The sequence below is a fragment of the Pseudomonas khavaziana genome (assembly GCF_019145205.1).
In the GTDB taxonomy this organism is placed as follows: domain Bacteria; phylum Pseudomonadota; class Gammaproteobacteria; order Pseudomonadales; family Pseudomonadaceae; genus Aquipseudomonas; species Aquipseudomonas khavaziana.
Window position 1 is genome coordinate 272,259 of the sequence record NZ_JAHSTT010000008.1, and the last position, 14,085, is coordinate 286,343.

The 14,085-nt window shown below is 61.5% G+C and carries 12 protein-coding genes; 5 read left to right on the forward strand and 7 right to left on the reverse strand.

The annotated features are described in order from the left end of the window. Positions 1–56: 56 nt before the first annotated feature. Positions 57–2,045 carry a peptidase U32 family protein gene (locus tag KVH01_RS20305; RefSeq protein WP_217882647.1) on the reverse strand — a complete coding sequence of 663 codons (1,989 nt, stop codon included), beginning with the start codon at positions 2,043–2,045 and terminating at the stop codon, positions 57–59. Positions 2,046–2,299: 254 nt separating this feature from the next. Here KVH01_RS20305 and KVH01_RS20310 point away from each other — a divergent pair, with 254 nt between their 5' ends. Genes KVH01_RS20310 through KVH01_RS20330 form a run of 5 tightly spaced genes read left to right on the forward strand, consistent with a single transcriptional unit; the run spans position 2,300 to position 7,857 of the window. Next, positions 2,300–3,949 carry an AMP-binding protein gene (locus tag KVH01_RS20310; protein WP_217882648.1) on the forward strand — a complete coding sequence of 550 codons (1,650 nt, stop codon included), beginning with the start codon at positions 2,300–2,302 and terminating at the stop codon, positions 3,947–3,949. A 21-nt stretch (positions 3,950–3,970) separates the two neighbouring features. Beyond that, a complete protein-coding gene (locus tag KVH01_RS20315; protein ID WP_124400624.1) occupies positions 3,971–4,738 on the forward strand; it encodes an SDR family NAD(P)-dependent oxidoreductase in 768 nt (255 codons plus the stop codon). Positions 4,739–4,750: 12 nt separating this feature from the next. Continuing rightward, on the forward strand, positions 4,751–5,935 hold the full coding sequence (locus KVH01_RS20320; RefSeq protein WP_217882649.1) for an acetyl-CoA C-acyltransferase: 1,185 nt from the start codon (positions 4,751–4,753) through the stop codon (positions 5,933–5,935). Positions 5,936–5,944: 9 nt separating this feature from the next. Continuing rightward, complete coding sequence (locus tag KVH01_RS20325; RefSeq protein ID WP_043050479.1) at positions 5,945–7,072, forward strand: acyl-CoA dehydrogenase; 1,128 nt, start codon at positions 5,945–5,947, stop codon at positions 7,070–7,072. A gap of 11 nt (positions 7,073–7,083) precedes the next feature. Beyond that, the gene (locus KVH01_RS20330; protein WP_217882650.1) at positions 7,084–7,857 is read left to right on the forward strand and encodes an enoyl-CoA hydratase; all 774 of its coding nucleotides are present in this window, start codon (positions 7,084–7,086) and stop codon (positions 7,855–7,857) included. A 318-nt stretch (positions 7,858–8,175) separates the two neighbouring features. Here KVH01_RS20330 and KVH01_RS20335 read toward each other — a convergent pair whose 3' ends face one another. The 6 genes from KVH01_RS20335 to KVH01_RS20360 form a co-directional block, all read right to left on the reverse strand. Then, positions 8,176–9,327 (reverse strand): acyl-CoA dehydrogenase family protein, encoded by a 1,152-nt coding sequence (locus KVH01_RS20335; RefSeq protein WP_217882651.1) that lies wholly within the window; start codon positions 9,325–9,327, stop codon positions 8,176–8,178. Between the two features lie 3 nt (positions 9,328–9,330). Further along, complete coding sequence (locus tag KVH01_RS20340; protein WP_217882652.1) at positions 9,331–10,434, reverse strand: enoyl-CoA hydratase/isomerase family protein; 1,104 nt, start codon at positions 10,432–10,434, stop codon at positions 9,331–9,333. Between the two features lie 117 nt (positions 10,435–10,551). Further along, the gene (locus tag KVH01_RS20345; protein WP_217882653.1) at positions 10,552–11,430 is read right to left on the reverse strand and encodes an alpha/beta hydrolase; all 879 of its coding nucleotides are present in this window, start codon (positions 11,428–11,430) and stop codon (positions 10,552–10,554) included. Then, positions 11,415–12,614: a cytochrome P450 gene (locus KVH01_RS20350; protein ID WP_217882654.1), complete on the reverse strand. Its 1,200-nt coding sequence runs from the start codon at positions 12,612–12,614 to the stop codon at positions 11,415–11,417. The genes KVH01_RS20345 and KVH01_RS20350 overlap by 16 nt, the downstream gene beginning before the upstream one ends. A gap of 141 nt (positions 12,615–12,755) precedes the next feature. Continuing rightward, positions 12,756–13,463 (reverse strand): HPP family protein, encoded by a 708-nt coding sequence (locus KVH01_RS20355; protein ID WP_043050473.1) that lies wholly within the window; start codon positions 13,461–13,463, stop codon positions 12,756–12,758. A 166-nt stretch (positions 13,464–13,629) separates the two neighbouring features. Beyond that, a complete protein-coding gene (locus KVH01_RS20360) occupies positions 13,630–13,818 on the reverse strand; it encodes a type VI secretion system contractile sheath small subunit (RefSeq protein WP_264083707.1) in 189 nt (62 codons plus the stop codon). Positions 13,819–14,085 lie beyond the last annotated feature (267 nt).

Sequence of the window (14,085 nt, forward strand, 5' to 3'; positions counted from 1 at the left end):
GAAATCGTGTATGGAGAGGAGCAAGTACGGCATTAGGTGCCGTACTTGCTTGGTTCTCAGTGCGGTCCGCGAGTGATGGTCTTGAGCAAGTCATCGGGGCTGATATAGCCCACCACGCTGCCCGGCTGCGGCAACCCAAGGATATGCCCCTTGATCTTGCCCACCACATGCATTTCGCAGGGCTTGCAGTCGAACTTCAAGGTCAGCACTTCGTCGCCGTGAATCAACTGCATCGGCGCTACCTTGGTTTTCACCCCGGTCACGCCCTTGGCCTGTTTTGGGCACAGGTTGAACGAGAATCGCAGGCAATGCTTGGTGATCATCACCGGTACGTCGCCGGTTTCTTCGTGGGCTTCAAAGGCCGCGTCGATCAGCTTTACGCCGTGACGGTGGTAGAAGTCCCGGGCTTTCTGGTTGTAGACGTTGGCCAGGAACGACAGGTGCGCCTCGGGGTAGACCGGTGGCGGCGAGGTTTCGGCCTTGCGCCCGCCCCGTGGGTGCGCCTCGATGCGGGCAGCGGTCAGCGCCTCGATCACTTCACGGCGCAATGCCTTGAGCTGCGAGTTGGGGATAAAGAACGCCTGCGGCGCATCCAGCTCGATGCGGGTGGCGTGGTATTCGGTGGTGCCAAGCTGGCCAAGCAGGTCGCGCAACGTGTCGAGCGCCTGTTCCGGCTTGTTGGCCACGCCAAACGGGCCGGGCAGGGTGACGCTGGCGCTGATACCTTCTTCGCTGGTGGCGGTGACTTGCAGCTGGTCTTCACGCAGGCGTGCCCCCCATGACAGGCCGATACGGCGCTCGGCCGAGGTCTTCAACAGCGCCTGTTGCCAGTTATGGTCCAGGTTGCGGTTCAGCGGGTGGTTGGGGCGCAGCTGATGCAGGCCGGCGGGCATTTCATTCGGTTCGACGCGATAGCGATAGCGCTTTTCGCCGTCTTCTTCGAACTCGCCTTTAGGCTCGGCGATATTGGCGCGGAACCCCACCACTTCACGCTTGACCAGCACATTCAAGCCATCGCCGTTGGACAGCGGCTCTTGGGTGACCACCTGCAAGTCACGCTTGCCGGCTTTTTCCACCACCCCCACCGGCAGGCCGGTGAAGGTCGGGGTGTCGAACGCGCCGATGTCGATCTTGCGGTCGGTGACGAAGTAATCGGTGCTGCCGCGGTGGAAGGTTTTTTCCGGGTCGGGCACGAAGAAATGCGCGGTGCGGCCGCTGGAAGCTCGGGCCAGGTCCGGGCGGTCTTCGAGGATTTCGTCTAGGCGCTGGCGGTAGTAGGCGGTGATGTTCTTCACATAGCCCATGTCCTTGTAGCGACCTTCGATCTTGAATGAGCGCACGCCGGCTTCGACCAGGGCACGCAGGTTGGCGCTCTGGTTGTTGTCCTTCATCGACAGCAGGTGCTTTTCAAACGCGACCACGCGGCCCTGGTCATCTTTCAAGGTGTACGGCAGGCGGCACGCCTGGGAGCAGTCACCGCGGTTGGCGCTGCGGCCATTTTGCGCGTGGGAGATGTTGCACTGCCCGGAGAACGCCACGCACAGCGCGCCGTGGATAAAGAACTCGATGGCGGCATCGGTCTCGTCGGCGATGGCGCGGATTTCTTGCAGGTTCAGCTCGCGAGCCAATACCAACTGCGAGAAACCGGCCTGGTCGAGAAACTTGGCGCGGCCCAGGGTGCGGATGTCGGTCTGGGTGCTGGCGTGCAGCTCGATGGGCGGTATATCCAGTTCCATTACGCCCAGGTCCTGCACGATCAGCGCGTCAACACCGGCATCGTAGAGTTGATGGATCAGCTTGCGCGCAGGTTCCAGCTCGTTGTCATGCAAGATGGTGTTGATGGTGGTGAACACACGGGCATGGTAACGCCGGGCAAACTCCACCAGCTGAGCGATATCGCTCACCTCGTTACAGGCATTATGGCGAGCGCCGAAGCTCGGCCCGCCGATGTAGATGGCGTCGGCGCCATGCAGGATCGCCTCGCGCGCAATAGCGACATCGCGGGCAGGGCTGAGCAATTCCAGGTGATGCTTGGGCAAGGACATAGTTTTTTTAGTCAGGCTTGTCACGGTCGAGGCGCGCATTGTAGCCGTGAAATGCCTGGGCGGCATCTACCGCAGGGCTGTGGGCCCTCAGGCTACCCCGGACTCAATAGGTGAGCGCCGGGCCGGATTGGCCAAACCAGTCAGCCAGGTTGAAGGATTTGACCATTGCCGCTGCGACGCTCTGGAGCGACTATTCCAGCTGATTTATCGAGTCAAAAAGTCCTGAAAATAAAAATACAGAAGGATTGGAAACGATGCGTGAGTATTTGGCTGCCACCTCCGGGTTTGATTACCAGCACACCGTCGACGCCGCGCTGGCCGGCAACCTGCAGGCGTTGAATGCCTGTGTGGAATGCTGTGACCGCCACGCGCTGCCGGGGCGTATCGCGTTGTTCTCGGAGGGCAAGGACGGGCGCAGCGCCACGTCGACCTTCACCGAGCTGCAGGAACAGGCCGCACGCTTCGCCAACTTCCTGCTGTCCCAGGGCGTCAAGCGCGGTGACAAGGTCGCAGGCCTGTTGCCGCGCACGGCTGAGTTGCTGGTGGTGGTGCTCGCCACCTGGCGCATCGGCGCGGTGTACCAGCCGCTGTTTACCGCCTTTGGCCCCAAGGCCATCGAGCATCGCCTGAACAGCTCCGGGGCAGCGCTGGTGGTCACCGACGCGGTCAACCGTCCCAAGCTGGCCGAAGTCACCGGCTGCCCGACCATCGTCACGGTGGCCGGGGCCAGGGGTGAGGGCATCGTGCGCGGTGACTACAGCTTCTGGGCCGAACTGCCCAACCATGCCAACGTCTGCGAGCCGGTGATGCTGGGCGCTGACGACCCGTTCCTGCTGATGTTCACCTCCGGCACCACCGGCCCCTCCAAGGCGCTGTCGGTGCCACTCAAGGCGATTGTCGCGTTCCAGGGCTACATGCGCGACGCCGTGGACCTGCGCCCCGAAGATGCGTTCTGGAACGTCGCCGACCCGGGCTGGGCCTACGGCATCTATTTCGGCGTGACCGGGCCGCTGGCCATGGGGCATCCGATCACTTTCTACGATGGTCCGTTCACCCTGGAAAGCACCTGCCGTGTCATCAATAAATATGGGATCACCAACCTCGCCGGTTCGCCCACGGCGTACCGCCTGCTGATTGCCGGGGGCGAGCAGTTCGCCCGCTCGATCAAGGGCAAGCTGCGCATCGTCAGCAGTGCCGGCGAGCCGTTGAACCCGGAGGTGATCCGCTGGTTCGCCGATAGCCTGGGCGTGACCATCCACGACCACTATGGCCAGACTGAGTTGGGCATGGTGCTGTGCAATCACCATGGCCTGGCGCACCCGGTGCATGTGGGGTCGGCGGGCTTCGCCTCGCCCGGGCACCGCATCGTGGTGCTGGATGACCAGAATCAGGAACTGCCCGCCGGCCAGCCCGGCATTCTCGCCATCGACCGTGAACAATCGCCGATGTGCTGGTTCGCCGGCTATGAGGGCGTCAAGACCAAGGCGTTTGTGGGCAAGTACTACCTCAGTGGCGACACCGTGGAGCTGAACCCGGACGGCAGCATCAGTTTTGTCGGGCGCAGCGATGATGTGATCACCACGTCCGGTTACCGCGTTGGCCCATTCGATGTGGAAAGCGCGCTGGTCGAACACCCGGCGGTGGTTGAAGCCGCCGTGGTCGGCAAGCCTTGCCCGGAACGTACCGAACTGGTCAAGGCCTTCGTGGTGATCAGCGAGCAATACCGCGCCACCCCGGAATTGGCCGAAGAGCTGCGCCTGCATGTGCGCCAGCGCCTGGCTGCCCATGCTTACCCACGAGAAATCGAATTTGTCAGCGACTTGCCCAAGACCCCGAGCGGCAAGCTGCAACGTTTTATTTTGCGTAATCAGGAAATTGCCAAGGCCCAGGCGGCCGTGGCTTGATCCCTTTCAAAGGAAACAATGATGCAGATTGAAAACAAGGTATTCCTGGTCAGCGGCGGTGCTTCGGGCCTCGGTGCGGCCACGGCTGAAATGCTCATTGCGGCCGGCGCCAAGGTGATGTTGGTGGACCTGAATGCCGACGCCGTGGCGGCCAAGGCCACCCAGCTGGGCGACAACGCTCGTAGTGCCGTGGCGGATATCAGCCAGGAAGCCGCTGCCGAAGCGGCCGTTAACGCGGCTGTCGAGGCGTTTGGCGGTTTGCACGGGTTGATCAACTGCGCCGGTGTAGTGCGCGGCGAGAAGATCCTCGGCAAGAATGGCCCCCATGGCCTGGCCAGCTTTGCCCAGGTGATTAACGTCAACCTGATCGGCAGCTTCAACCTGTTGCGCCTGGCCGCTGCGGCCATCGCTGAAACCGAGGCGAACGCCGATGGCGAGCGCGGTGTAATCATCAATACAGCCTCTGTAGCGGCATTCGACGGCCAGATCGGCCAGGCGGCGTATGCTGCCTCCAAAGGTGCGATTGCCAGCCTGACCTTGCCCGCCGCCCGGGAATTGGCGCGGTTTGGCATCCGCGTGATGACCATCGCCCCAGGCATCTTCGAAACCCCGATGATGGCCGGCATGACCCCGGAAGTACGTGACTCGCTGGCTGCCGGCGTGCCATTTCCGCCGCGCCTGGGCAAACCCGCCGAATATGCCGCGCTGGTGCGACATATCCTTGAAAACAGCATGCTCAATGGTGAGGTGATCCGTCTCGACGGCGCCTTGCGTATGGCCGCCAAGTAAGGAGCCACCTGTATGAATGACCCAATCGTTATTGTCAGCGCCGTGCGCACCCCCATGGGTGGTTTCCAGGGCGATCTCAAAAGTTTGACCGCACCACAGCTGGGCGCGGCCGCGATTCGTGCCGCTGTCGAACGTGCCGGTATTGCCACCGATGCCGTCGACGAAGTGCTGTTCGGCTGCGTGCTGCCGGCCGGGCTCGGGCAGGCACCAGCGCGCCAGGCCGCCCTGGGCGCCGGATTGGACAAGGGCACCCGCTGCACCACTCTCAACAAAATGTGCGGTTCCGGCATGGAGGCGGCGATTCTTGCCCACGACTCACTGCGTGCCGGCAGCGTCGACGTGGTGATTGCCGGTGGCATGGAGAGCATGTCCAATGCGCCGTACCTGCTGGACCGCGCGCGCAGCGGCTATCGCATGGGTCACGGCAAGGTGCTCGACCACATGTTTCTCGACGGACTCGAGGACGCCTACGACAAGGGCCGCCTGATGGGCACCTTTGCCGAGGACTGCGCCGAGCACAACGGTTTTACCCGGGAAGCCCAGGACGCCTTCGCCATTGCTTCCCTGACTCGTGCGCAGGAAGCCATCACCCATGGCAGCTTCGCCAGCGAAATCGTCCCGGTACAGGTCACCGTGGGCAAGGAGCAGAAGACCATCCTGCACGATGAACAACCGCCGAAAGCCAAGCTGGACAAGATTGCCAGCCTGAAACCGGCGTTCCGTGAAGGCGGCACCGTGACGGCGGCCAACTCCAGCTCGATCTCCGATGGCGCTGCCGCGCTGTTGCTGATGCGCGAATCCGAAGCCCACAAACGCGGGCTCAAACCGTTGGCGTTAATCCACGGGCATGCGGCGTTTGCCGACGAACCGGGGCTGTTTCCGGTGGCACCAGTGGGGGCGATCCGCAAACTGATGAGCAAGACCGGCTGGAACCTCGATGAAGTCGACCTGTTCGAAATCAACGAAGCCTTTGCCGTTGTGAGCCTGGTGACCATGAGCAAGCTGGAGATTCCCCACGACAAGGTCAATGTCCATGGCGGAGCCTGCGCCCTGGGCCATCCGATTGGCGCCTCCGGCGCACGCATCCTGGTAACCCTGTTGTCGGCCCTGCGCCAGAAGGGCCTCAAGCGTGGCGTCGCCGCCATCTGCATCGGCGGCGGTGAAGCCACGGCCATGGCCGTCGAATGCCTGTACTAAGGACTGCTTATGCTGCCCAATGACGAACAACTGCAAATCAGCGACGCCGCCCGGCAATTCGCCCAGGAACGTCTGAAACCCTTCGCCGCCGAATGGGATCGCGAGCATCGCTTCCCCAAGGAAGCCATCGCTGAGATGGCCGAACTGGGCTTTTTCGGCATGCTGGTGCCCGAACAATGGGGCGGTTGCGACACCGGCTACCTGGCCTATGCCATGGCCCTGGAAGAAATCGCCGCGGGAGATGGCGCCTGCTCGACCATCATGAGCGTGCATAACTCGGTGGGCTGCGTGCCGATCCTCAAGTTCGGCAATGACCAGCAAAAAGCCCGGTTCCTCACGCCCCTGGCCAGCGGTGCCATGCTCGGCGCCTTCGCGTTGACCGAGCCCCAGGCTGGTTCCGATGCCAGCAGCCTGAAAACCCGTGCCCGTCTTGAAGGCGATCACTACGTACTCAACGGCTGCAAACAGTTCATCACCTCCGGGCAAAACGCCGGGGTTGTGATTGTGTTTGCGGTCACCGACCCGGCAGCGGGCAAGCGTGGCATCAGTGCGTTTATCGTGCCTACCGATTCACCGGGCTATACCGTGGCACGGGTTGAAGACAAGCTCGGGCAACATGCCTCCGACACTTGCCAGATCCTGTTTGAAGACGTGAAAGTGCCGGTGGCCAACCGCCTGGGCGAAGAGGGCGAGGGCTACAGGATCGCCCTGGCCAACCTTGAGGGCGGGCGCGTCGGCATCGCGTCGCAGTCGGTGGGCATGGCCCGGGCGGCCTTCGAAGCGGCCCGCGATTACGCCCGCGAGCGCGAAAGCTTTGGCAAGCCGCTGATCGAACACCAGGCGGTGGCTTTTCGCCTGGCGGACATGGCCACGCAGATTGCCGTCGCCCGGCAGATGGTGCATTACGCCGCTGCCTTGCGCGACAGCGGCAAGCCGGCCCTGGTCGAGGCGTCCATGGCCAAGCTGTTCGCCTCGGAAATGGCCGAGAAAGTCTGCTCGGCCGCCTTGCAAACCCTGGGCGGTTACGGTTACCTGAGCGACTTCCCCTTGGAGCGGATCTACCGCGATGTGCGGGTCTGCCAGATTTACGAAGGCACCAGCGATATCCAACGCATGGTCATCTCACGCAATCTTTAAGGAGCCGATACATGAGTTACGAAACCATCTTGCTTGACGTCCAGGGCCGTGTCGGGCTGATCACCCTCAACCGCCCCCAGGCGTTGAACGCCTTGAATGCACAACTGGTCAGTGAGTTGAACCAGGCGCTGGACGATCTGGAAGCCAACCCCGAGATCGGCTGCATCGTGCTGACCGGCTCGAAGAAAGCCTTCGCTGCCGGTGCCGACATCAAGGAAATGGCCGAGCTGACCTACCCGCAGATCTACCTGGACGACCTGTTCAGCGACAGCGACCGCGTGGCTAACCGCCGTAAGCCGATCATCGCGGCGGTAAACGGCTTTGCCTTGGGCGGCGGCTGTGAACTGGCGCTGATGTGCGACTTTATCCTGGCCGGCGACAGCGCCAAGTTCGGCCAGCCGGAAATCAACCTTGGCGTGCTGCCAGGCATGGGTGGCACCCAGCGCCTGACCCGCGCAGTGGGCAAGGCCAAGGCCATGGAAATGTGCCTGACCGGTCGCTTTATCGACGCGGTGGAAGCCGAGCGCTGCGGCATTGTGGCGCGTATCGTACCGGCCGATGAGTTGCTTGAGGAGGCGCTGAAGGTCGCTACCCTGATCGCCGCCAAATCCGTGCCGATCAGCATGATGGTCAAGGAAAGCGTGAACCGCGCCTTTGAAGTCAGTCTGTCCGAAGGCGTGCGTTTTGAGCGCCGGGTGTTCCATGCGGCGTTCGCGACCCAGGATCAGAAAGAAGGGATGGCAGCGTTTGTGGCCAAGCGTGCGCCGCAGTTCAAGGATAAGTAATACCGTCTCTACCACACTGGAGATGCAAATGTGGGAAGGGCGGTGCGACGATTCGACTTGCCCCCGATGGCGTTGGGTCAGTCATAGATGCATTTACTGACTCTCCCTCATCGGGAGCAAGCCCCCTCCCACAGTTTTATGCGGTGTGTCAGTCAGAGCTGAGCGGCATTCGTGGCCAAGCGCCGTCTCTATCACACTGGAGATGCAAATGTGGGAGGGGGCTTGCTCCCGATGGCGTTGGGTCAGTCATAGATGTGTTTACTGACTCTCCCTCATCGAGAGCAAACCCCCTCCCACAGTTTTTATGCGGCGTGCCAGTCAGAGCTGGTAGTTTTTCAGCTCCCTGGCTATCACCATCCGCTGGATTTCGCTGGTCCCTTCATAGATCTGTGTGATCCGCGCATCCCGGTAGTAGCGCTCCACCGGGTAATCTTCCAGGTACCCATACCCACCATGGATCTGCATAGCCTTGGAGCACACGCGCTCGGCCATTTCGGAGGCAAACAGCTTGGCCTGTGAGGCTTCCGATAAGCACGGCTTGCCGGCACTGCGCAGGCGCGCAGCGTGGAGGATCAGCAAGCGCGCTGCATTCAGCTGGGTTTGCATATCGGCCAGCAGGTTGGCCACGCTCTGGTGTTCGATGATTGCCTTGTCGAACTGCACCCGATCACGGGCATAGGCCAGCGCCGCTTCAAAGGCGGCGCGGGCGATGCCCAGGGCCTGGGCGGCAATACCGATGCGCCCGCCTTCAAGATTGGACAGGGCGATAGCCAGGCCCTTGCCGCGCTCACCCAGCAGGTTGGCCTCGGGAACGCTGCATTGGTTGAGGGTGACGGCGCAGGTGTCCGAGGCGCGAATGCCCATCTTGTGTTCGGTGCGATCGACCACAAAACCCTGGGTATCAGTGGGCACCAGGAACGCTGAAATACCCTTCTTGCCCAGTTCCGGATCGGTCACCGCAAACACAATGGCCAGCTTGGCGCGCTTGCCGTTGCTGACAAATTGCTTGGCGCCGTTGATCACCCACTGGCCATCTTTCAACTCAGCACGGGTACGCAGGTTGTGGGCTTCGGAGCCGGCCTGGGGTTCGGTCAGGCAGAAGCAGCCAATGGCCTGGCCACTGGCGAGTTCGGCCAGCCAGGTTTGTTTCTGCGCTTGTGTGCCGTAGTTGAGGATCGGCCCGCAACCCACTGAATTATGGATACTCATCAGGGCGCCGGTGGCGCCGTCACCCGCGGAAATCTCCTCGACCGCGAGGGCATAGGCCACGTAGTCCACATAGGTGCCGCCCCATTCTTCCGGGACCACCATGCCAAGCAGGCCCAGCTCGCCCATCTTGGTGACCAGGGCGTCGTCGATCCAGCCGGCTTTTTCCCAGGCCTGGGCATGGGGGGCGATTTCGCCACGGGCAAAGTCCCGTGCCATGTCGCGGATCATGACTTGTTCTTCTGTGTATTCAAGATCTTGCATGGCTTATTTCTCAATCTGCACGAAGTCGCGGAAGAAGCTTTTGACATGAGCGGCGTCCAGCTCATTAACGCTCGGCGGATTCCAGCGCGGGGTCTTGTCCTTGTCGATGATCAGCGCACGAACCCCTTCGATCAGGTCGCCGCGCTCGAACCACTGGCGGTCCAGGTGCAGCTCCAGGTCAAAGCACTGTTCCAGCGTCAGGTGGCGACCACGGCGGAGCATTTGCAGGGTCACGGCCATGGCCAGCGGCGAGCGGGTCTGCATCAGGTGGGCGGTGGTCAATGCCCATTCATGGGTATCGGCGATAGTGACTGCCTGTAACTGCTCGATAATGCTCGGCACATCCGGCAAGGCGAAGAAATGGTCGATGACCGGCCGCAAGGTCGCCAGTGGCGCATCGGGCAATTGCTGCGCGGCCAGTTTGGCGAGCACGCCCTGCAGGTCCTTGAGGGGCGAGTCGTGCCATTGCAGACGATCAAGCTGCTGGTCCAGTTCGGGGAGCGTGGCGCTGTCGATATACCAGTCGGCCAACCCGCAATACAGGGCGTCCGCCGCGCGGATCTGCACCCCGGTGACGCCCAGGTAAGTCCCCAGTTCACCGGGAATACGCGACAGGAAATAGCTGCCGCCCACGTCCGGGAAGTAACCGATGGCCACCTCCGGCATGGCCAGGCGGCTGCGCTCGGTCACCACTCGCAGGTCCGCGCCTTGTACCAGCCCCATGCCGCCGCCGAGGACGAACCCATCCATCAGCGCCAGCACCGGTTTAGGGTACTGGTGGATGGCCAGGTCGAGCGCATATTCCTCGACGAAGAAATCCTCGTGCAGGGTGTTGCCGTTCTTGAAGCTGTCATACAGGGACCGGATGTCGCCGCCGGCACAAAAGGCTTTGTCCCCGGCGCCGCGCAATACAACGGCATGGACCTGCGGATCATCGGCCCAGGCCCGCAACTGCGTGGTCAGCAGGCGCACCATGTGCAGGGTGATGGCATTCAAGCCGGCGGGGCGATTGAGGGTGAGGTGGCCAATATGGTTGCGCACTTCAGCCAAGACATCTTCCTGAAGGCCCTCGCTGCGGTTTGCTTCGGATAAAACCTGAGCAGTCATGTGTAACTCCCTGCTTTTATTGTTCTTTATCTAAATGTTCGCGGACGAACCATCCCGTGATCGTACCAGTGCAAATTTGCCCCGTACAACCCGGAATCATGCAGGTCGTTTTTGCATTTATGCAGGGTTGGGGCCTGGGGGCGTCCCGCCGCCAAAATGCTCCGCCAGGGCGTGCGCACACTGGAGGATGGCCTTGCGCGCAGCGAGGTGTTCACCAGGGTAGTTGATAAAACCGTGGTCCATGCCTGGGTACTCTGTGTGTCTTACCTGCACGCCGGCTTTTTTTAACCGGTGTGCATAAACCCGGCCCTCATCACGCAGTAAATCGCAGCCGGCGGTGAGAATCAGCGCTTTGGGCAAGCCCTGTAACGAAGCCCGGTGCGCAGGCGACAACCAGGGGTGGTCCAAAGATTGTCCTTCGCCCACATACTGGCCCAGATACCATCTGAGCATTTCAGCGGTCAGGCCCGATCTACCCGCGAACTCGGCCCGGGAACGAGTGCGCGCCAGACAATCGAGAAGCGGATAAAGCAGCATTTGGAAACCAATGGTGGGACCGTGGCGTTCATAGGCGATCTGACAGATAACCGCCGCCAGCCCACCGCCGGAACCTCCACCGGCGACTGCGATCCGGTGGCTGTCCAGCCCCAGGGCCGCGCCTTGGACGGCCACCCATTCGGTGACGGCGTAGCAATCTTCCACGGCGGCGGGAAAGCGGAATTCCGGTGGCCTGGCGTAATCTACGGCAACGACCGCGCACCTGGCCCATTCGCACATGATCCGACAGAAGCTGTCATGGGTATCCAGGTCACCAGCTACCCAGCCACCGCCATGAAAATACAGCAGGACCGGGGCAGGCGCGGTTGTCGACTGCCGGTAAAGGCGTATACGCACCGAGCGCGGCGCCGTCTCGACCGAGCAGTCCTGCACGCTCATCACCACAGCGCCACGTACTGCGGCGCGGACTTTCTCGGCTGTCATCACTGGCCGGTCCATGCCTGGGCCTCTATTTCTATGAGATAGGCAGGCGCGATCAACTGATTGACGCCCAGCAGCATGGTGGTCGGTGGACAATGGCTGAAAAACTCCTGATGAGCCTTGGCGATTTGTGGCCACCAGGCCACATCGGTGGTGTACATGCGTGTGGCGACCACAAGTGTCCTGTCGACGCCCAACTGCTTGAGCGCGGTTTCGATGATTTCCAGGCAGCGTCTGGTCTGGCGGTATACATCACCGGGAGCGTAGGGATTGCCCTGCTCATCGAACGCCACCGTGCCACTGGTGACAATCAGGTTGCCTGCGCGTAGCGCTCGACAGTAGCCGCCGTTCTTTTCCCACGGTGCTGCGGAAAAGCAACGCGTGATCGCCCCGCCAGCCGGTTGCAGCGCAACACGGATGTGGCTTAATCCCCGAAATTGCAGACTGTTGGTGCGCCATGCTGGCGGTTGCTCGTCTATCAGGCGCACATCGGGAAAGCGTTGCAGCAGACGGGTAAATGCGATCTTTGCTTCGAGTTTGAAGAGCAACGTGCCCATGCAAAAATGCGGACCACGGCCGAACGCCAGGTGGTCGTGCTGCTGGCGATGGATGTCGAAGCGATCAGGATCGTTGAAGTGCCGGGGGTCACGATTGGCCGCGGCGCGGACCAGGTACACAAGGTCACCCTTGTGTAGGGTCTGGCCATGCAGCGTGACGTCTTCGGTGACGACGCGATGACTCAGCTGCCCGGCGGGGCAGATGCGCAATGCTTCCTCGATGGCATTGGGGATCAACCCCGGGTTGGCCTTGAGTTCGGCCAACGCCTGCGGGTGGGTGAGCAAATAGAACAGGATAATGCCCAACTGATCGGCGCTGGTCGTCGTGGCCGCTACCAATATAAAGGCCAACTGCGCCACGAAGTCGTCTTGGGTCATCCCGGCCTGTTCGCCGGCGGCAATCACTTGGCTGACCAAATCAGCGCCAGGTGATTGGCGATGTTCATCGACGAGACGCGAGAAGTACTCGTACATCTCTTCCATCGCCTGCAAGGCCTCTCGCGGTCCGAATGCCGGATCGGTGCTACCCACCATGAACACGATGATCGCATCCGTCCAACGCCTGACCTTCAGTGCTTCCTGCGCAGGTATGCCGAACATGTGCGCCAGGATCAATGCGGGAATCTTGTTGAACAGTTCAGTCATCAGCTCTGGCTGGGAGCTTAATTGCGTCAGCAAGTCATCGACGATCTGCTCGATGTCATCTGCCAGTGCGTCAATTTAGTCGTCAGCCGCCTGGTCGCAAGCGGCGTATTGCACCATTTGTCGCATGGTGCGGATTAGGCCTCAGCCCACACGAGTTGCCAGCACCTCGCCGATACTGCGTCGCCGCGCATGGACTTCGGCGGCATGAATCAGCTGTTCCAGCTCCGTGGGCTCGACATCGAAGAATTGCTCCATCTCGGCCAGCGCCAGCTTGAGATCGGCAGCGGTGATAGCGGGATCGGTCATGGGGGGGCTGTCGATGAAAACCGGCGCAGGTTCAACAGGGCCTTTGGGGTAACGCGTGCGCGTGGCGTTGTTGTAGGCCAGGGCACAGGCCAGCAGGGCGCCGGCGCCGAGCATCACCGGTGCCAGCTCGTGCCAGCCCAGTGCGATCGAGGCCGGGTCGGCCAACACCAGGGTCATGGCCAGGCCACCGGCTGGTGGATGCAGGCAGCGAAGCCAGCAGATCAGGATCACCGTCATGCCGGCCGCCAGGCAAGCACTGCCCAAGGTACGCCCCAGCACCCGTGCTACCAGCAACGCCACGATGCCGGCGCAGAGATAACTGCCCATGATCGACCACGGCTGGGCCAAGGCCCCCGATGACACGGCAAACAGCAGCACCGCCGAGGCGCCAAGCGGGCCCAGCAGGTGCAGGGCAACCTCCATGCCGAACACTTGGGCACAGGCCCAGACACTGAACATCGTGCCCAGCGCCATGCCGATTGCGGCACGGCTCCATTCGGTCGGGCGGGTATTGATTGCAGCGGGTAACCAACGAGCGAGCATTGAAAGACGGTCCATAAACAGCGGGCGAAAAAAAAGGCCTGCCGGTTTTCCCGGAACAGCCCTTTGAAAGGTTCCAACATTTGGGGGAGGAACCTGCGCAGTGTGCCGCTGATATTGCATTGGCGCCACTGCATATTAATGAGGTTTAAATGCAAAAATTATGCAGTCAAATGGCATCGCCGTAGGTAATCGGCCCTGCCGGGTTTTGCGTGGCGGCGTTGATCTTACCCAGCACGCGGCTGTTGGCCTCTTCATTGAACAGGCGTTCTTGCACGTCTTCGCGTAATCTGGGGTCGTCGGCCAACGGGCCCTTAAGTGCCACCAGTGCGTCGCGCAGCTCCATCAAACGATCCAGTCTGGGTAAGGGTACAGTGAACAGTTCCTCTCGCACGGCATTGTCCTCTCAATGAAGTAAGCCATCGCGTGGGCAGCCTACAGCGTCCTTGTTGTTATGGAGTGCCTTGGTCCGAACGCCAGCAGGTGAGCGCTGACGAGCGGGTGGTAGATATTGATTGCACGTGGCAGCGAGTCTACCGTTGGGTTCCAGGCGCAGGAAGGGAAAGTGCACCAGCTATTACGCAAAGGAATGTAGGTGTTTTCTTGGTGCCTATGATGAAAGTCG